Genomic DNA, 18,030 nt, shown 5'->3' on the forward strand with positions numbered 1-18,030 from the left:
AATTCAGGATGTTTGGATGGCAGGCTTTTGCTCCAAGCTACGAAGGATTTCTACTGATTTAAAGATCAGGCTATGATCCATCTCATGCACCTCCACCCCTTTTCCCAACTTTTCCAATAGCATGATCGTCAACTGACCACCTAAGTGTTCTTGGAATTCCTTGAGACCCTGAATTAAATTTTCGCCTTGAAGTTCTGGTGCAAAAAGCTCAAAACCGAGAGTATGCATCAAATGGATAATCCGGTTGAAATCCGATTCAGAAATTCTCCCCTGCAAATAGGAATAGGCGGAATCCAAGGCAATTCCGATTGCCACCGCCTCTCCATGCCGGATACGGAAGTCACTCAATTTTTCCAACTTATGCGCAGCCCAATGTCCAAAATCCAGGGGTCTGGAACTTCCAAACTCAAAAGGATCTTTGCCAGCGATATGCTCCATATGCATTTTAGCTGATCGAATAATATGGGCTTTCATGGGCTCCATCTCCCTGCGGGCAAGACCTTCTCCCACATTTTCCAACCATTCGAAAAAGCTCAAATCTTTGATTAACGCCACTTTGATAGCTTCGGAGATTCCTGCTCTCCAGTCACGGTCATCCAGTGTCTTGAGGAAATTGAAATCATTTAATACTGCCACAGGAGGCACTAACGTCCCGAGGTAGTTCTTTTTTCCAAAGGCATTGACACTATTTTTGACCCCAACAGCAGAATCATTTTGGGACAAGACAGTTGTAGGAATTCGAACCAGACGGATTCCCCGATGAGAGATAGCTGCCGCAAAACCCACCATATCCAATACAGCTCCACCACCGATCACAGCGATGTAAGAATGTCGATCAATCCCATAAAGGTGGGTCGCTTCCACAATCCTTTGGTATTCAGATTCGTCATTTTTGCAAGCTTCTCCTCCGATCGCAAACATTGGTTCGGCGGCCAACGTGAAGACATCCGTGTAGGCTGAAGCATATTTTTTCACTTCATCAATCAGATTTGGATGTGCCTCTGACACTCCACTGTCGATGACAAAGAGTACTTTGGGCAAGCGATCGCCACGAAGAACATTGGCGAGGATTTGATTTTGTGGATCAAATAGATTCTCAGTAAATGCTACCGGGTAGCGGAAAGGAACCGAAAAGGATTGTTCGAGAATCGTATTCATGATGCAGGGAAATAGGTTATTTGGGACTTCCTTCAAGACAATTTGTGAAGGAATTTGGTTTATTTTCGCTTAGGTTACAGCAAATTTTTTGGCTAACCAAAGGGAAATGGGAAGAAGAAGCAAAATGACAATTCCAATGGACCAACCTGCAAACGCTGACGCCAAGGACGCATTCACAATGATCAATGAAATCACTGCTGCTTTTACAGATTTACCGATGAATTTGGGCTCTTGCGTTCGAATCGCCTTTGCCAATGGTGGAAATAATAAATAGCCAAGCAAAGCTAAAAAAGGAACAACTTCTAGGTATCCCGCTCCTTCCAGATAGGTTAGACCTATGATTGCCAAAAATATCAACGAATACATCGCTGCTCCAGCAAAAAGGGCCTTTCTGTTTTTTCCATGGACCTCACCTCTGCTAATTATTGTAATAGCAGAAACATAGATCAAAGGCAAAATTCCGATCGGCCAGATTTTTTCTAAGACTTCAGGTGCAACACTTATTCCAAGGAGAAGATTACCTGTTCGACAAAGCCCCATATTGATGGGACCTAAAATCCGCTGATGCTTTCCCAAATAATCATACAGCACAGCACAGGCTGCTACGGCAATCGCTAAAATTCCAGCAATTTGATTGACTTGAAAGGCGCAGAAAATCCCAAAAATCAAGAGGAAGGAAGACATCCAAAATGCTGCTTTTTTTGAAACTCTTCCGCTCGGAATTGGGCGCTCTGGTCGCTCAATGGCATCCAACTCAGAATCAGCTACATCGTTGAAAGCAACTCCACCTGCATACAAACCAATTGTACTCAATGAAAGCCAAATCAAATTCCACCAAAATTGCTGGTCTCCAAAATTCCAATTGTTGGCCATATACTCCCAAGCCCCAGCAATGGCAAAACCCGCCCAGATATCAGCGATCGCAGTGATCACATTGGCTGGGCGGGTCAATTGGAGGTATGCGAAAATCTTCGAATTGCTCATGGATTAATTTTCTACCCGATCGGCAGGTCCCTCGACGCGTGGAACCTGACCACCACGAAGAACGGAATTTCCTCCCAGTTTTTTGGTCTGATCAATAGGAGGAGCCTTTAACCAATCATCTTCGTGCATTTGGCCACTCAAACCAAAAACAGTAAGGGCGTTTTGATAAGTAGTCAATCGGACATGCTCCTCAGGAATCCCCATTTTTCGCATCAGATTGGCAGTCTTGGGCACTGCTATTGGGTCAGAAATTCCCCAATCAGCTGCCGAATTCACGATAATTCGCTCTGGTCCGTATTGTTTCACAATCTCAACCATACGCTCAGAACCCATTTTGGTATGTGGATATATCGTAAATGCAGCCCAGAAGCCACGATCCAAAACTTCCTTGACGGTTTCTTCATTGTTATGATCCACGACCACCCAACCTGGATCCATGCCATGCTCCTCAGCTACATCCATAGATCTAGTGGTCCCTTTCTTTTTATCCCGATGGGGAGTATGAATAAGCACGGGGAGATTTACATCCTTGGCCAATTCAAGTTGAAGTCGATAGAATCGGTCTTCTGCTTCGGTTTGATCATCGTAGCCAATTTCACCGATAGCAACCACGCCTTCTTTACCAGCATATAGGGGAAGTAATTCCATTACCTGCTCCGCCAAAGGCACATTATTGGCTTCCTTAGAGTTTAGGCCCATGGTACAATAATGGACGATTCCAAATTGGCTTGCTCGAAACCGCTCCCAACCTACCAATGTGGAAAAGTAGTCTTTGAAAGAACCTACTTCCGTTCGAGGCTGGCCCAACCAAAATGCCGGCTCAATCGTGGCCACAATCCCTGCTTTTCGCATAGCTTCGTAGTCATCCGTGGTTCTTGAGACCAAATGAATATGGGGATCGATATACATTTCCATAAATAATTCAGAATTAATGAGTGATTAAAATTAAGTGAATTTGGCCCAATCAGGCCTTTTTGTCCTGAAAATCCTTTCCGATTTTCTCCCATGAAATTTCTCCATATTCAATGGCAGAGACGGTTTCAGGAAACGATTTAAGCAAGTCCTTTGCTGGACCAAAATCAGCTTGGTAAGCTGCTAAAACTCCAGATTCGACCTCTAATTGGTCTTCGGAAAAGACGACTTTCTTCAAGTCTTCTAGCAATTTTTCATTCAGAAAAGGAACCACCAATCTCCACAATTCAGGCATGACCGGTCGACCTGCTGCCCAGCGTTCATGAGCAAAATCAGAGGCAATTTCTGCAAGAGCTTGATTTCGTCTTTCATCTAATTGCTGAATTCGGAAGATCGGGCGCTGCATAAATATGGATTTGAGCACGAGTTGGTTCCAATTGGCTTCCGGAAAATAGGTAGGTGGAAAAGGATTATTTAAAGCAATCGCATCAAAAATAAGTGTCATGTTGGTGCGACATCCGTCAATTGCTCGGGTTAACATCTCCTTTGGATACGGCATCAAAGGTAAAGCCGCATAAAGTGCTTGCTGTTCATGCATATCCCCAGTTTCAAAAAGCTGGTTGACAGCTTTTAGCCATGATTCCTTTTCTGGGGAAAATTCCAACACGAGCAGCGTTCTGGCAGTTTGCAACAAATCCCAATGGCTAGGATCAAATCCTTTCAACAGCTCATTAGCCCCAATTTTCTCATTTGCTGTTAAATTCAGATTGTCTTTTTTAAAAAAACGAGAGGCTTGAGAAAAAGCAAGAAAAAATTTAGAACTGGATAGGTCAGACCGATTCTTTTCTAATTGATTTTCGAGCCATTCCAAAGACTTTTGTTCAGCTCTATTTTGAAGCAGCGCTAGCAGAAATTCACTAGATTTATTTTGGGTTTGCATATGCAATTCAGGTTTCTAATTCTCTTTTAAAGTACGACCAAATCTGGCATTAATTCCAAACCAAAATATCGTGGTCGGCAGGAAAAAATAGCTTTCCTGACAAAAATCAGTGCTGGACTGTGCTGGCAAAATCCCTGAATAAAAGCTCGACATACTTAGATATGAAATTGAATGAAAACAAACTTTGAAAAAATGCTCGCCGGGGAAGTATATGATTCAAGAGATCCTAAACTCCTTGAACTTTATCATCAAGCCAGGAGACTAATCCTAGCCTATAACAATAGCGACAGCAAAGACCGAGAGCTTCGACAGCAGCTTTTGAACCAACTTTTAGGAAAAATTGAAAATGGAGTATGGATCGAATCCCCTTTTTTCTGTGACTATGGAATCAACATAGAAATCGGAGAAAACACTTTTGTGAATACTAATTGTATGTTTCTCGATGATAACAAAATCAGAATTGGAAAAAATGGACTGATCGCTCCTTATGTACAGATTTACACCGCAACTCATCCGCTAAAGGCCTCAGACCGAATTTACCAAGAAGGAAACAACACTCGCTACCATACCTCCACCAAGCCAGTCACCATCGGTGATAATGTCTGGATCGGAGGAAATTCAGTCATTTTTCCAGGAGTGACAATTGGTAATAATGTAACCATCGGTGCTGGGTCTGTGGTAACCAAGGATATTCCAGACGATGTATTGGCTTTTGGAAATCCATGTGTAGTCCAAAAAATTCTAAAATAATTTTTATTCTGAGGCTCAATGAATTACCAAAAGACTTAGCTAAAGCTCTTTTAGAATTTATTTAGTCTTTTAATTTCGTTACTTGATTATGAAATATTATTTAAGAATTATCCACTTTTTTATTGACTCAGCGGCATTTTTGATTTTTACTTTGATTACGGTAAAAATGCTAGAAAATAGCCTCCAAATAGACGAATTGAAGGGGTTTCTAATTTTCTTCTACTTCTTCTATTATTTTATTTCCGAATTATTGTTTGGAAGAACCATTGGAAAACTACTGACTAAAACCAAGGTTATTTCTATAAAAAATAAACTAAAGCCCTCATTTACTCAGATCCTTGTCCGAACTCTATGCAGAGCTATACCCTTCTATTTCCTCTCGCAGCCACTGATTGGAAAAGGCCTTCATGATCACTTTTCGAACACTATTTTAATTCATACCTAACCAATTTACTTTATGAAAAAGGCAGTAAAACTTTTGTCTATCGGTCTACTTGTCGTATCCATGTCCAGCTGTGCAACCATTTTTGGAGGTCCGGTCTCTGAATATCAGCGCACTAAACCAGGACCTGGCGAACCTCAACGAAAAGTAAGAGCCGGAGCTTTGATTGCAGACATTCTTCTCTTTTGGCCAGGTGCAATCGTCGATTTCGCAACAGGCGCCATCTACAAGCCCGAAGGAAAATAAAGAACCAAAACCAGTCGAATCGGCTGGTTTTTGTTTTTTTGTTCCACAAACGGTTAAATGATATCTATTCCTCTCTTCTATTTTTAACTCCTAAACTAAACTCAAATGAACAAGATCTATCGCTACGGACTGGGACTTTTGCTCTTGATTTCGGTCAAGGTACAAGCACAAAATCCAGTCATTGAGGCTATCATTCAAGAGGCAAATGAAAATTCACAACTGGAGACCTTAGCCCATGAACTTATGGATGGGATTGGTCCTCGTCTCGTGGGCTCACCACAAATGCAAAAAGCACACGATTGGGCAGTATCACAATATCAAGGTTGGGGAATTACAGCAAGAAATGAACAATGGGGAGAGTGGAAAGGCTGGGAGAGAGGCATCACTCATATCGATATGGTCGCTCCATGGACCCGGTCGCTTTCGGGTATGCAGCTTGCATGGAGTCCCGCTTCACCTAAAGGAGGGGTCGTCGGTGAAGTGGTCATGATTCCAGATTTGGCTGATTCAATCGCTTTTCAAAAATGGCTACCATCTGTCAAAGGAAAATATGTGATGATCTCTGCACCACAATTGACAGGAAGACCAGATTACAATTGGGAGAAATGGGCGAAAGAAGGCTCTTTGGACAAAATCAAAGAGGCTCAATCCCAATTGGATGCGGAATGGACGAACCGAATTTCTCGTACAGGTCTTAATCGAAGAACACTTCCCGAAGCTTTAGAAAATGCCGGAGCAGTTGGGATTCTGACTTCCTATTGGTCAAGAGCTTTTGGTGCAAATAAAATATTCTCTGCATCTACTAAAAAAATTCCAACGGTTGATATCTCCTTAGAAGATTATGGAATGCTTTTCAGATTAGTAGAAAGTGGTAAAAAGCCCCAAATCAATCTCAATGCACAATCCAAAGAAACTGGGATTCAGCCCACATTTAATACTATCGCCGAAATCAAGGGAACCGAAAGACCAGATGAATATGTGATGCTTTCTGCCCATTTTGATTCATGGGATGGAGGAACTGGTGCGACTGATAATGGAACTGGAACCATCTTGATGATGGAAGTCATGCGAGTCTTGAAAAAGGTTTATCCCAATCCAAAGCGGACAATTTTGGTTGGTCATTGGGGTTCCGAAGAGCAAGGCCTAAATGGTTCTCGGGCGTTTGTCGAGGACCATCCTGAAATGATGGACAAAATCCAGGTACTTTTCAATCAAGATAATGGAACAGGTCGGGTCGCTAATCTTTCTGGGCAGGGCTTTGTAGACAGCTATGAGTATTTGGGGCGTTGGCTAAACAAAGTACCTAGAACGATCACCTCTGAAATAGAAACAACCTTCCCGGGAAATCCTGGCGGGGGAGGTTCAGATTATGCCTCTTTTGTTGCTGCAGGAGTACCTGCATTTAACCTAAGCTCATTGAGCTGGGATTACAGTACACAGACATGGCATACCAACATGGATACCTATGACAAAATCGTGTTTGACGATGTCCGAAGTAATGTGATTCTTGCAGCCATTATGGTTTACATGGCCTGCGAAGAACCAGAGATGGTTTCTCGAGAGAAACGAATCCCATTGAACTTCCGTACTGGTGAACCAACTGAATGGCCGAGTCCAAGATCTCCGAATCGAAAAGGGGGAATGGATTAAATAACCTAAGGCTCGAGAAAAATTCTCGAGCCTTATTTTTTGTTTATCAAGGAAGTCCCATCCCAGTTTTTTCGTTGATTTTCAGGTACAGGAATCGACAAAAAATCAATCAATGTGGGTAGAATATCAGCCATTGCCGCTTGCCCAGAGTAAAATCGCTGATTTAATTCCTGGCAATTACTTACCATCCAAGTCTCGCGTTCCGAATCACTTTGACCCCCGTGATCTTTTAAGTCGGGACCTTTCCTTCCATGATCTGTGGTAATCCAAATGAGCCATTCTTCTTTAAAATTCTGCTCTCTATATTGGATTGCATTCCAAATTCTCCCGACTTGGCTATCTGCCAATTCAATCGCTTGGGTCAGTTGAGGGCTTTTTCCAAACCGATGCCCCATATCATCTGTATATTCTAAATATACCCAAGCAAGATCGGGAGCTTCCGTTTTTAAAACATGAGCGGCCTCATACGAAACCAAATTATCAATCTTTTGGATGTAAAGTTTTTCCTCATCGTGTGGAAAAAGAACCGTGTCATTTTCAAACCCATCAAAAACAAAATCCAAGGTTAAATTCCCAGTTTCAGGCAATCCTTCACCCAGCAACTTGGTGCGATTATCTTCCCATGTGGAAAAAATAGCAAGTTTTGCATCAGGCTTTGCTTCCCTCATCAACCTGAAGATCGTCCAATAAGAATAATTAGGTGCCTCGATTCCATTGCCCCAAACGTTATGTTTATTGGCCCAAGTCCCTGTTAATAAAGAATTATATCCTACCGCAGAAATGGTTGGAGTTTCCGATGCACCCCCTTTTTCTCCACCCGTAAAGGCTCTGGCATATCCACCAATTTTGGCTATTTGATCCAAGTTTGGCGTCACAGCTTTTTCAAGTTCAACTGCTGGAATCCCATCCAGAATAATGAAAACCACCTTTTTATCTTGGGAAAAACCAAAATTGGAATAAAGAAAAATCAACCCTAAACAAAGAATTCTACATAGCATATTGTGAGAATTAGCGCAATTACTTCATGATTCTAATTATCTAAATACTTTTTTGCCCATTCCAGAAAAAACGGCCAATTAGGTCCTACCGTGTGTCCACCTTCATGTTGGCGGAAAGCAAGATCTCCTGAATCCAAGAAGGTTTGAATGGGAGGAAAATCTAGGGTAGGCAAGCCCTTTTTTCCAAGTAGTTCATAAACCGGTCCGGCCAATACTTCTGCTTCAAACATTCCTCGGGCATCAATCCATTGCCCCTCCACCTCAGGGGAACCCACCGAAATAAAAACAGGTCTAGGTGCACAAAGTGCGATCAATTCATGAGCATCTATGGGCAAATCATTTGGAGTAAGTGGTCCGGCATATTTGATAAAATTGGGAGTAAACCAATGATATTCACCAGAACCAGCAAGATTTTCAACCTGCTCACCAAAGGTCCTTCGAAGCAACTTAGCTCCGCCCGCTCCTGAAGAACCAATCAATCCAACTGCAAATCGATCATCGTAAGCCATGGTGACCAAGGCTGCTTTGCCATACCTCGATAATCCTTCAATCACCACTTTTTTGGGATTAATTGTTTGATCTGTTTCCAGAAAATCAAGTGCCTTACCTGCTCCCCAAGCCCAAGCTTTTAGCGTCCCCCAATCTTCTAATTTTCTGGGCTGTCCTTTATTTACCAATCCAATGATTCCGGCACGAAGGCCTGCACCATGATCGGCCTGAAAGCTGGTAGGTATAATCACCCCGAAAGCCCAACCCTGTTCAAGAACTTGCTCTTGCCAACTGGGTCCTGATGGTGCTGGAGGCCGACGCATTCCTGCGGGCCAAATCCACCCAAACTCAAGCACTAAGGGAACTGGGGAATTTTTATGTTTAGGAACGCCGTATTCAAAATCAATTGAAACATCAATGGATAGGAACATAGAATTATCGACAATCCCTTTCATTTTTCGATAGCGCGTCTCTACACTACCAATAATGGTGTCTTTCTCCGAAACTACCTCCCAGACTACTCTTGGAAGGTTTTCAGGAGTTCGACCATACATTTCCCGGTCAAACAATTCTTTCAATTCAGCCTTGCGCAAGTTCCAATCCATCGGGCTCTGTACCAAAGTTCCATTTTCAAACCTTAATGGATCTGGCATCGAAGTATACGTTTTGGCTTTTCGTTCATCTGAATTTGCTGCATTCGGCGCTTGGGGATTTCCAGAAGGACCCGCACGAAGGCTGTCAATTTTCAATTGCTGCATCATCAACCGATGATCCGCTTGAGTGAGTTTATTTAGACTATCTCGTTGAGCTGGATTGGGTTGTGAATATGCGATTAGCGCTAAAATTCCCAGCAAAGAAGTTAGAATCCATCTTTTCATAATTCAGTCATTTTGTAGCCATTAATTTTTGAATTTCGGAGGCGAAAAGAGTTTGGCTCGAAATGCTGGAATAAGCTACTACTTTTTAAGATTTAAAAAGAAGATAATTGGCCCTAGCCAATATTCCATATCAAGAGTTTTGAAACGCTTCACCCCTTATGTAACTTGATCCAAAACCCCAACACTATGAAGAAGATCCTATTGGTATGCTTTCTGATCATCGTTACCGTTCAAGTTCAGTCACAAACAGTTGCTGAATATATCTCGGCACCTTTTCCCACTTCTTTGACTGCTGCTCCAGATGGGAAATCGATCGCATGGATTTTTAATGATCAAGGAGAACGAAATGTGTTCTATGCCAAAGCACCAAATTTTGAAACTAAGAAGTTGACGAATTTTCAAGGGGATATTGGAGTAGAGTTAAGCTCTTTGGTATTTTCTCCAGACTCTCAAACTTTACTTTTTATACGAGGAAATACTCGAAATTCAGCAGGACAGCCTGCTAATCCAGCGCAATTGCAAGAGGATACAGACCGAATGATTTATAGCATTCAGCTAGGTACAGGAGAAATAAAAAACCAGGGTAAAGGATATTCCCCAATTTTTCATCCAGAAGGCAAAATGATTTTCTTCCTTCAATCAGGCACCATTTATTCGAAATCCCTTGAAAATGATACTCCTGCTGAAAAAGTTCTGACAGCGAGAGGTTCTGCATCCCAGCTTTCCTTTTCTCCGGACGGGAACTATTTAGCCTTTACCTCCAATCGGGGGGACCATTCCTTTGTTGGATTGTGGAATTTGGCTGAAAAAACCCTAAAATTTCCGGAAGCAAGCCTCGATCACGATAGCTATCCCGCTTGGAGCCCTGACGGAAAACAATTAGCCTACCTACGGGTACCCAACATCCTTAATCATCTTCCCTTTACCTCTTTGAAATCCGCCAATCCCTGGAGCATTCGGGTTTTAAACATAGAATCAATGATTGCAGAGGAAGTTTGGAAAGCCGACCCAGGAAAAGGTTCAGTCATGGTAGATGACCTTCCTGCAATCAATGAGCGACTTTGGTGGACAACTTCAGGATCTTTGATTTTTCCTTGGGAAAAAAACAATTGGATGCAACTCTATGCGGTAAATCTGAAAACAAAAGAAGTCAAACATCTCACGCCTGGAGAAGGCCAAGTGGAATGGGTTCAATCATCCTTCGATCAACAGGAAATCCTAATAACTCATAACATCGGTAACATTGATCGTCGACAAGTCTCTCGACTGGATTTATCCACACTTCAACTTCGCCCAGTTTCTGATCCTGAGGTAATCAACTGGGCTCCTGTAGCCGTAGAAAACGGGTTTGCCTATTTCGAGTCAAGCTGGAATCAGCCTGGGTGGCCTACTTTAGAAATCAACGGTAAAAAGTCAAAACTCGCAGAATCCATGTTTCCATCGACTTTTGCAAAGGATTTTTCAAAACCTGAACCTATTATAATCAAAGCAAAAGATGGATTTGAAACCTATGGCCAGCTTTTCTTGCCACACAATTACGACTCAAAAAAGAAATATCCAGCAGTAATTTTTATCCATGGGGGAAGCCGCAGACAAATGCTCCTGGGCTACAACTATGGCTATTACTATTCCAACACTTATGGAGCACAGCAATTCTTTGCTTCTCAGGGTTATATCGCACTAACTCTTAATTACCGGAGCGGAATAGGATATGGAATGGATTTTAGAGAGGAGGCCAATTATGGTGCGGGAGGAGCAAGCGAGGTGCAAGATGTACTTGCAGCCGCTGATTTTTTAGCATCCCGGACTGATGTGGATGCCAGCAGAATTGCTCCTTGGGGTGGAAGCTATGGGGGATATTTGACAGCTCATGCATTGTCCCAAGCCCCAGAAAAATTTCATGTAGGCGTAGATATTCATGGTGTGCATAACTGGAACAATGATATTCCAGTTTTTGCGCCTTGGTATGCTCCTGAAAAGTTTCCTAAAATGGCAGAACTTGCATTTAAATCTTCACCTATGGCCTATGTGGATAAGTGGGTAGACCCTGTTCTCCTGATCCATGGAGATGATGACCGAAATGTACTTTTTTCTGAGAGTGTGGAATTAGCTGAAGTTCTTCGAAAACAAGGAGTTGAAGTCGAACAATTAATTTATCCTGACGAGGTTCATGCTTTTCTTTTATATCAAAACTGGGTAAAAGCATTTGATGCAACTTATCAGTTTATCACCAAACATTCTTTTGTAAAATGAAAAGTTTATCCACATGTTTCATCCTAATTTTCCTGTGGACAAATCCTATCCTTGCACAGAAAAAAATCTTAGAGTCAGCAATAGAAACTGCAGCATCCAATGGGTATTCAGGAGTAGTTCTAGTTGCAGAAAATGGGGAAATCCTTTTACAAAAAGCTGTTGGATTTAGAAGCTTTGAAAATCAAATTCCATTAAAAGAAAATGACGTTTTTGAAATGGCCTCCGTATCCAAGCAGTTCACTGCTATGGTGGTCATGATGTGTCAAGAAAAAGGCCTACTTAATTGGGATGATCCAGTGGAAAAGTTTTTGAATATTCCTTACAAGGGAATTACAGTAAGACATCTACTTACCCATACCAGCGGTTTACCCGATTATCAAGCAATCATGGACGCCCATTGGGATAAGAATAAAGTTGCGGGAAATAGGGAAATCATGGAGTACTTAAATCGATTTGCTCCTCCGAAGAATTTTAATCCCGGAGAAAAGTATGAATACAGCAATACGGGCTATGTCTTATTGGCCAGCATTGCTGAAAAAGTGAGTGGCAAAGATTTTATTGAACTTTCCAATCAGTGGATTTTTAAACCCTTGGGAATGAATGATACGGATATTCGAAGCTTAGAAGAAAAGGCTCAAGTCGAAAATTTTGCTGCAGGACATTTAACGGATAGCTTAGGAAACTATGTGAACGCGAATAAATTTCATTCCTCGGACTACACGGTTTGGCTCGGAAATCGGAAAGGCCCTGGGCGGGTCAGTAGTACTGCTGGAGATTTGCTTAAATGGGATCAGGCTTTATATCGTGGTAAATTGATTCAAAATACAACTTTGAAGGAGGCTTTTTCACCAATGATTCTAAATGATGGCTCAAAAAGTTTTTATGGTTTTGGATGGGAAATCGAACCAGAAAGTCCTTTCGGAAAAATGGTGATGCATACTGGAGACAACCCAGGTTATCAAACGATCATCGTGCGATTTATTGATTCGAATAAAACCATCATTATTCTCAACAATAATTACCATCCTGACCAAATGAAATTGGTCGAAGCAGCTACATTATCCCTCCATAAATGGTAATCACCTTCCAGTATGAAGCCTTATCAACTACCTGAATATCTAAAAATAACATTCAAGCCCTTATTGGGCATGCTAAGTATTTTGCTTTTTTTCTCTTGCAAGGAAAGCACTCCCTTTTTTATACATGACCTCACAGGCGAAGCCAAACCTTGGAACAAGGAAACTTTCGACAATGCCCCCGATAAGTTTTCATTTATTGTTCACAGCGATCTTACTGGTGGCGAAAGGCCTAGAATATATGATGTGGCAATCGCACAAATGAACCTCCTCAGACCCGAATTTATTGTCAATGTAGGTGACTTAATTGAGGGAGGAAGTCCTGACTCAAGTAGTTGGAAAACTCAATGGGATTCCTTTGATTTTAGAGCCAATCAAGCCAAAGCCCCCGTTTTTTATACTGGAGGCAACCATGATTTGACGGGAAATTTTGCCCAAGGAATTTGGAAAATGAGAAGAGGGAAAAATTATTACCATTTTCTTTATCAAAACACGCTTTTTCTAATTCTGGACAGTGAGGATCATGGCCCTGAACGAAATAATGAAATCGAACAAATTCGAAATGAGGGCATCTCAATCCTTAATGAAAAAGGAGAAGAAGCCTATGCTCAATCTGCCTATGCAAATCTTCCAGAAAGAAAATGGGGGAACATCAGTGAATCTCAAAGGGATTACTTTTTAAGCGTGCTCGAGAAGAATCCAAAGGTTAAATGGACCTTTATTTTAGTTCATAAACCACTTTGGGAAAATCCAAAGCCTGGTAGATTTGCCGAAATCGAAGAAAAGCTGAAAGGTAGAAACTACACTGTTTTCAATGGGCATACGCATACCTTTCGTCCAATGCAAAGAAATGGAATGGATTACATCAATTTAGCAACCACTGGAGGAGGACAAAATAATTCCTATGGCAGATCCATGGATCATTTTCTCTGGGTGACTGTGGATAATTCTGGAGTCAACATTGCCAATTTATTGATGGAAGGAGTTTTAGATAAATCAGGTCAAATCCCTGCTGGCGGAGATACTTTGGTTTTTGAAAAAAAGTAAGTGAACCAATTTTTTCCAGGCTCAAAACAAGTCTGAAAGATATTGAATCGCCTGATTGGATCGGGTCTTTCTATCCCCAGAAAGCACTTGCCAAGGAAAACCACTTTGTTCGGCGAGCATTTGATACTTTTCAAAGAAATATTGCCGCATTTCCAAATCCGGATGCTCACGAAGCGGGTCAGGCTCCCAGGGTAAATCAATGTCTGTGAGCAAAATCAAATCATAAACTCTTCGTTGCATTTCTTCCAAAACCCAAGAGTCAGTTTTTCCATATTTATGCTCAGACCAAACATGAATAACTCGCAAATCGGTATCACAAAACAGGTAATTGCTAGCCCTTTCGACCAATGTATCCTCTTGTAAAATCTGCCCTTTAGCAATCTTCAATAAGTCCTCATATTCATAAGGACGATCTATCTTTTCCAAATATTCCCGAGCAAATTCTGGAACCCAAGGTTCGCCAAAATGCTTACCTAAGTCCTCAGCTAGAGTACTTTTACCCGTTGATTCTGGGCCCAAAATCAATATCCGCTTAGGCTTTTGCATAGGTTTTAGAAGATTTGATCCAAGCGACCAATCCCATTATGGCTAAAATGGTAAAAAAGAAAAACTGAAATGACGTGAGTATAAGGCCTTTGTAAAAATAAAGTGGAACAGAAACCAAATCCGTAAGGATCCAAAAAATCCAGTTTTCCACTTTCTTTTTGGCCATCAGCCACATCCCGACAAAGGCTGAAGCTGTGGTAAATGAATCCCAATAAGGCACATCACTATCTGTAAAATTACTTAAGATCAAAACCAATACAGGATAAGAAACAGCGAAAAGAAGAGCTGAAATGAGCCATCCTTTTCCATCGAGCCAGGTTACAGGCAAGACTACTTGATTGGCCTTGGGATGAGTCCATACATACCATCCATAAATCGACATGCTAAAATAATAGGCATTGATCCCCATATCAGCATATAGCTTGTATTCAAAGCAAATCCAAACATAAATAAGTGTGGAGACGATCCCGGTCGGATACACCCAAATATGCTCTCGCATGGAATAAAAAACAGATGCAATTCCAAAAAAAACAGCTAAAGCTTCCAGCCAGGTCATATTCATCAATCCTGCTGCAACTCCGTCAATGAGAAATTGAAAATCCATGATACGAAGAAAAGGATAATTATTCGAAGATTGGAAAATTGAAATATTGAAAGATTAGGGTCCTTAGCGCTCACTATTGGCAAACATACTCGGTAGATAGTACTTCGTACTTGGAACAAAAGCTTTTTGATTCCATACAAATCCAAACAAGATCCCAACTTTTCTCCCACTTGCCGGGTTTGATTGCTAACTTTGCCAGCTATGACTTTAAGCACTTTACCCGCTAAAATCGACATCGACTCCCTCGATCCCAAAGAATTTATTATCATCAAAAACGCCCGGGTCAATAACCTTAAAAACCTGAGCGTTGCCATTCCCAGAAACCAATTTGTGGTTGTAACGGGACTTTCTGGATCGGGAAAATCATCCTTGGCATTTGATACACTTTTTGCCGAAGGACAACGGATGTATGTGGAAAGCCTAAGTTCATACGCTAGGCAGTTCCTTGGCAGGATGGAAAAACCAGAGGTGGAGTACATCAAAGGAGTAGCGCCTGCCATCGCAATTCAGCAAAAAGTCAGTACCAAAAACCCCCGATCAACCGTGGGGACAACCACCGAGATCTACGATTACTTGAAGTTGCTTTTCGCTCGAGTAGGAAAGACTTATTCCCCGATTTCTGGGAAAGAAGTCAAGCACCACACGGTTACGGATATTGTGGATTATGTGCTTGCATTTGAAGAGGGTGCGAAAGTCATGATTTCCTGTCCTCTTCAGATCGGAAGGGGAAGAAAAATCGAACAGGAACTCGAGCTCTTACTACAAAAGGGATACACAAGGATCTTGATCGATGGCGAAGTTTACTTCGTAGAAGATCTATTGGGAGAAAAGAAAGTTCAAAAAGGAACCTATGAAATCCTGATCGATCGAGCTACAGTCCGAAAAGACGATGAGGACAATCAGTTTCGTATTGCGGACTCTATTCAAACCGCCCTTTTCGAAGGTCATGGAGACTGCAAAATAACCGTTCCTGATGTAGAAACACGCACTTTCTCTGATCGCTTTGAGCTGGATGGAATGAGTTTCGAACTTCCTTCGGTCAACTTTTTCTCCTTCAACAATCCTTACGGAGCTTGCAAAAGATGCGAAGGTTTCGGAAATGTCTTAGGGATCGATAGGGACTTGGTGATTCCAGACAAGGAACTTTCAGTCTATGAGGGAGCAATTGCTCCTTGGAGAGGGGAAAGTGGAAAAGGCTGGTTAGAACCACTTTTGAAGAAAGGAATTGAGTTTGATTTTCCTATCCATCGAGCTTACAATGAGCTAACCGAAAAAGAGCAGGAATTACTCTGGACTGGAAATAAATACTTCCAAGGTCTGAATGCCTTCTTTGAAGATTTGGAAAGTAAAACCTACAAAATCCAATACCGGGTGATGCTTTCCCGATTCAGGGGACGAACGACGTGTCCAGATTGCCGTGGAACGCGCCTCCGGAAAGACGCTAGTTTTGTCATGATAGACGGAAAATCCATCACAGATTTGGTTTTAATGCCTATTGAAGACGCTCTTCATTTTTTTAGAAATCTTCAACTCACTGAGCATGAAGCAAAAGTTGCAAACCGACTTCTTAAAGAAATTATCAGTCGGCTTGAATTTATGGATCAAGTAGGGTTGGGCTATCTAACACTCAACCGACTCACTTCCACCCTTTCTGGAGGGGAATATCAGCGTATCAAATTGGCCACTTCCTTGGGTTCGGCGCTGGTTGGATCCATGTACATTCTCGACGAACCCAGCATCGGACTTCACCCTAGAGATACAGATCGACTAGTAGGCGTACTAAAAGAGCTCAAAAATCTCGGCAATACCGTTATCGTGGTTGAGCATGAGGAAAAAGTCATGAAAGCTTCCGATCAGATCATCGATATCGGACCAGATGCAGGAGTGAAGGGTGGAGAGTTGCTTTTCCAAGGAAAAATCGAAGATCTGATCACGAGCGGAACCACCTATACGGCCAAATATCTCCGCGGTGAAGAGAAGATTTTCACCAAAACAGGCAACCGAAAGTGGAAGGACTCCATCACTGTCAAAGGTGCTCGTGAAAACAACCTGAAAAATTTGAACGTCCAATTTCCACTCAACACCCTTACTGTGGTAACGGGAGTTTCCGGTTCAGGTAAATCCACCTTGATCAAAAAGGTACTTTATCCAGCTTTGGGAAAAATGCTAGGCACAGTCATCGATGAAGGTGGAAAATACGACAAGATCGAAGGTGACTACAAGCGAATTACCCAAGTTGAGTTTGTAGATCAAGATCCTATCGGAAAATCCTCCCGATCCAATCCGGTAACCTACGTGAAGGCTTATGATGCGATCCGGAATCTCTTTTCCGAGCAACCACTCTCCAAGCAGCGTGGTTATAAACCAGCATTTTTCTCCTTCAATGTGGACGGAGGTCGTTGTGAGGCTTGCCAAGGCGAAGGCACCATCACCGTGGAAATGCAATTCATGGCAGACATCCATCTGACTTGCGAATCTTGCAAGGGAAAGCGCTTCAAGAATGAAATCCTTGAGGTCAAGTACAAAGACAAAAGTATTTCCGAAGTATTGGACATGACTATTGACGAAGCTTTGGAATTTTTCAAAGGGAAAACCCAAATCGTCAATCGACTTCAACCGCTTCAGGAAGTGGGCCTAGGCTATATAGGCATGGGTCAAAGTTCGAACACCCTCTCAGGCGGAGAAGCTCAACGGGTGAAATTGGCCTCATTCCTAGGAAAAGGCGGAACCAAAACCGGAGATCACATTCTCTTTATTTTCGACGAACCCACGACCGGACTTCATTTCCATGACATCAGCAAATTACTTCACAGTATCAATGCATTGATCGATCAAGGACACTCAGTCATTATCATCGAGCACAATACCGAAGTGATCAAATCCGCAGATTGGGTCATCGATTTGGGTCCTGAGGGAGGGAACAAAGGCGGTCATCTGACTTTTGCAGGTACTCCTGAGGATTTGGCCAAAGAGGAGGAAAATTACACAGCGAAGTATTTGAGGGAAAGCTTTGTTTAATCAAAATCTTTAAAGGGTTGCGAACCCTTAGATGGTTAT

General features: G+C 42.1%; 16 protein-coding genes. 8 read left to right on the forward strand and 8 right to left on the reverse strand.

The features are described 5' to 3' along the window. Nucleotides 1-3 precede the first annotated feature (3 nt). The 4 genes from AO498_RS02530 to AO498_RS02545 all read right to left on the reverse strand — a co-directional run bounded on the left by AO498_RS02530 (nt 4) and on the right by AO498_RS02545 (nt 3,994). Nucleotides 4-1,158, reverse strand: a complete 1,155-nt coding sequence (locus AO498_RS02530) for a 3-dehydroquinate synthase (protein ID WP_192842565.1) — start codon at nt 1,156-1,158, stop codon at nt 4-6. Between the two features lie 69 nt (nt 1,159-1,227). Then, on the reverse strand, nt 1,228-2,142 hold the full coding sequence (gene eboC / locus AO498_RS02535; protein ID WP_067543354.1) for a UbiA-like protein EboC: 915 nt from the start codon (nt 2,140-2,142) through the stop codon (nt 1,228-1,230). A gap of 3 nt (nt 2,143-2,145) precedes the next feature. Further along, the gene (locus AO498_RS02540; protein ID WP_067543357.1) at nt 2,146-3,057 is read right to left on the reverse strand and encodes a TatD family hydrolase; all 912 of its coding nucleotides are present in this window, start codon (nt 3,055-3,057) and stop codon (nt 2,146-2,148) included. A 49-nt stretch (nt 3,058-3,106) separates the two neighbouring features. Next, nucleotides 3,107-3,994: an EboA domain-containing protein gene (locus AO498_RS02545; RefSeq protein WP_067543360.1), complete on the reverse strand. Its 888-nt coding sequence runs from the start codon at nt 3,992-3,994 to the stop codon at nt 3,107-3,109. A gap of 171 nt (nt 3,995-4,165) precedes the next feature. Here AO498_RS02545 and AO498_RS02550 point away from each other — a divergent pair, with 171 nt between their 5' ends. From AO498_RS02550 to AO498_RS02565, 4 genes are all read left to right on the forward strand, one after another. Further along, nucleotides 4,166-4,744 carry a sugar O-acetyltransferase gene (locus tag AO498_RS02550; RefSeq protein WP_067543363.1) on the forward strand — a complete coding sequence of 193 codons (579 nt, stop codon included), beginning with the start codon at nt 4,166-4,168 and terminating at the stop codon, nt 4,742-4,744. 88 nt (nt 4,745-4,832) lie between these two features. After that, nucleotides 4,833-5,189 carry an RDD family protein gene (locus AO498_RS17405; protein WP_067543366.1) on the forward strand — a complete coding sequence of 119 codons (357 nt, stop codon included), beginning with the start codon at nt 4,833-4,835 and terminating at the stop codon, nt 5,187-5,189. 12 nt (nt 5,190-5,201) lie between these two features. After that, nucleotides 5,202-5,432, forward strand: coding sequence for a hypothetical protein (locus AO498_RS02560; protein ID WP_067543369.1), 231 nt, complete (start codon nt 5,202-5,204; stop codon nt 5,430-5,432). A gap of 105 nt (nt 5,433-5,537) precedes the next feature. Further along, entirely contained in the window at nt 5,538-7,082 is a 1,545-nt protein-coding gene (locus tag AO498_RS02565; RefSeq protein ID WP_067543374.1) for a M20/M25/M40 family metallo-hydrolase, read from the forward strand. A gap of 32 nt (nt 7,083-7,114) precedes the next feature. Here AO498_RS02565 and AO498_RS02570 read toward each other — a convergent pair whose 3' ends face one another. Both AO498_RS02570 and AO498_RS02575 read right to left on the reverse strand, forming a co-directional pair. Beyond that, nucleotides 7,115-8,080, reverse strand: coding sequence for an alkaline phosphatase family protein (locus tag AO498_RS02570; RefSeq protein ID WP_082792177.1), 966 nt, complete (start codon nt 8,078-8,080; stop codon nt 7,115-7,117). Nucleotides 8,081-8,112: 32 nt separating this feature from the next. Beyond that, entirely contained in the window at nt 8,113-9,447 is a 1,335-nt protein-coding gene (locus tag AO498_RS02575; protein WP_067543380.1) for a glucuronyl esterase domain-containing protein, read from the reverse strand. 186 nt (nt 9,448-9,633) lie between these two features. Here AO498_RS02575 and AO498_RS02580 point away from each other — a divergent pair, with 186 nt between their 5' ends. Genes AO498_RS02580 through AO498_RS02590 form a run of 3 tightly spaced genes read left to right on the forward strand, consistent with a single transcriptional unit; the run spans nt 9,634 to nt 13,823 of the window. Continuing rightward, nucleotides 9,634-11,700, forward strand: a complete 2,067-nt coding sequence (locus AO498_RS02580) for a S9 family peptidase (protein ID WP_067550201.1) — start codon at nt 9,634-9,636, stop codon at nt 11,698-11,700. Further along, a complete protein-coding gene (locus tag AO498_RS02585) occupies nt 11,697-12,779 on the forward strand; it encodes a serine hydrolase domain-containing protein (RefSeq protein WP_067543384.1) in 1,083 nt (360 codons plus the stop codon). The genes AO498_RS02580 and AO498_RS02585 overlap by 4 nt, the downstream gene beginning before the upstream one ends. Nucleotides 12,780-12,791: 12 nt before the next feature. Further along, nucleotides 12,792-13,823 (forward strand): metallophosphoesterase family protein, encoded by a 1,032-nt coding sequence (locus AO498_RS02590; protein WP_067543387.1) that lies wholly within the window; start codon nt 12,792-12,794, stop codon nt 13,821-13,823. Between the two features lie 21 nt (nt 13,824-13,844). Here AO498_RS02590 and AO498_RS02595 read toward each other — a convergent pair whose 3' ends face one another. Together AO498_RS02595 and pnuC are read right to left on the reverse strand one after the other, a co-directional pair. Next, nucleotides 13,845-14,369 (reverse strand): AAA family ATPase, encoded by a 525-nt coding sequence (locus AO498_RS02595; RefSeq protein ID WP_067543390.1) that lies wholly within the window; start codon nt 14,367-14,369, stop codon nt 13,845-13,847. Then, nucleotides 14,356-14,973, reverse strand: coding sequence for a nicotinamide riboside transporter PnuC (gene pnuC / locus AO498_RS02600; RefSeq protein WP_067543392.1), 618 nt, complete (start codon nt 14,971-14,973; stop codon nt 14,356-14,358). The genes AO498_RS02595 and pnuC overlap by 14 nt, the downstream gene beginning before the upstream one ends. Before the next feature lie 201 nt (nt 14,974-15,174). On the opposite strand from pnuC, the gene uvrA reads away from it, so the two are divergent. Then, entirely contained in the window at nt 15,175-17,991 is a 2,817-nt protein-coding gene (gene uvrA, locus AO498_RS02605) for an excinuclease ABC subunit UvrA (protein WP_067543395.1), read from the forward strand. Nucleotides 17,992-18,030: the final 39 nt, after the last annotated feature.

Source organism: Algoriphagus sanaruensis (assembly GCF_001593605.1).
Classification (GTDB): domain Bacteria; phylum Bacteroidota; class Bacteroidia; order Cytophagales; family Cyclobacteriaceae; genus Algoriphagus; species Algoriphagus sanaruensis.

Bases quoted from the DNA above. Each gene is read 5' to 3' on its own strand.
- AO498_RS02530 (WP_192842565.1), bottom strand. From the start codon at position 1,158: ATGAATACGATTCTCGAACAATCCTTTTCGGTTCCTTTCCGCTACCCG.
- eboC (WP_067543354.1), bottom strand. From the start codon at position 2,142: ATGAGCAATTCGAAGATTTTCGCATACCTCCAATTGACCCGCCCAGCC.
- AO498_RS02540 (WP_067543357.1), bottom strand. From the start codon at position 3,057: ATGGAAATGTATATCGATCCCCATATTCATTTGGTCTCAAGAACCACG.
- AO498_RS02545 (WP_067543360.1), bottom strand. From the start codon at position 3,994: ATGCAAACCCAAAATAAATCTAGTGAATTTCTGCTAGCGCTGCTTCAA.
- AO498_RS02550 (WP_067543363.1), top strand. From the start codon at position 4,166: ATGAAAACAAACTTTGAAAAAATGCTCGCCGGGGAAGTATATGATTCA.
- AO498_RS17405 (WP_067543366.1), top strand. From the start codon at position 4,833: ATGAAATATTATTTAAGAATTATCCACTTTTTTATTGACTCAGCGGCA.
- AO498_RS02560 (WP_067543369.1), top strand. From the start codon at position 5,202: ATGAAAAAGGCAGTAAAACTTTTGTCTATCGGTCTACTTGTCGTATCC.
- AO498_RS02565 (WP_067543374.1), top strand. From the start codon at position 5,538: ATGAACAAGATCTATCGCTACGGACTGGGACTTTTGCTCTTGATTTCG.
- AO498_RS02570 (WP_082792177.1), bottom strand. From the start codon at position 8,080: ATGCTATGTAGAATTCTTTGTTTAGGGTTGATTTTTCTTTATTCCAAT.
- AO498_RS02575 (WP_067543380.1), bottom strand. From the start codon at position 9,447: ATGAAAAGATGGATTCTAACTTCTTTGCTGGGAATTTTAGCGCTAATC.
- AO498_RS02580 (WP_067550201.1), top strand. From the start codon at position 9,634: ATGAAGAAGATCCTATTGGTATGCTTTCTGATCATCGTTACCGTTCAA.
- AO498_RS02585 (WP_067543384.1), top strand. From the start codon at position 11,697: ATGAAAAGTTTATCCACATGTTTCATCCTAATTTTCCTGTGGACAAAT.
- AO498_RS02590 (WP_067543387.1), top strand. From the start codon at position 12,792: ATGAAGCCTTATCAACTACCTGAATATCTAAAAATAACATTCAAGCCC.
- AO498_RS02595 (WP_067543390.1), bottom strand. From the start codon at position 14,369: ATGCAAAAGCCTAAGCGGATATTGATTTTGGGCCCAGAATCAACGGGT.
- pnuC (WP_067543392.1), bottom strand. From the start codon at position 14,973: ATGGATTTTCAATTTCTCATTGACGGAGTTGCAGCAGGATTGATGAAT.
- uvrA (WP_067543395.1), top strand. From the start codon at position 15,175: ATGACTTTAAGCACTTTACCCGCTAAAATCGACATCGACTCCCTCGAT.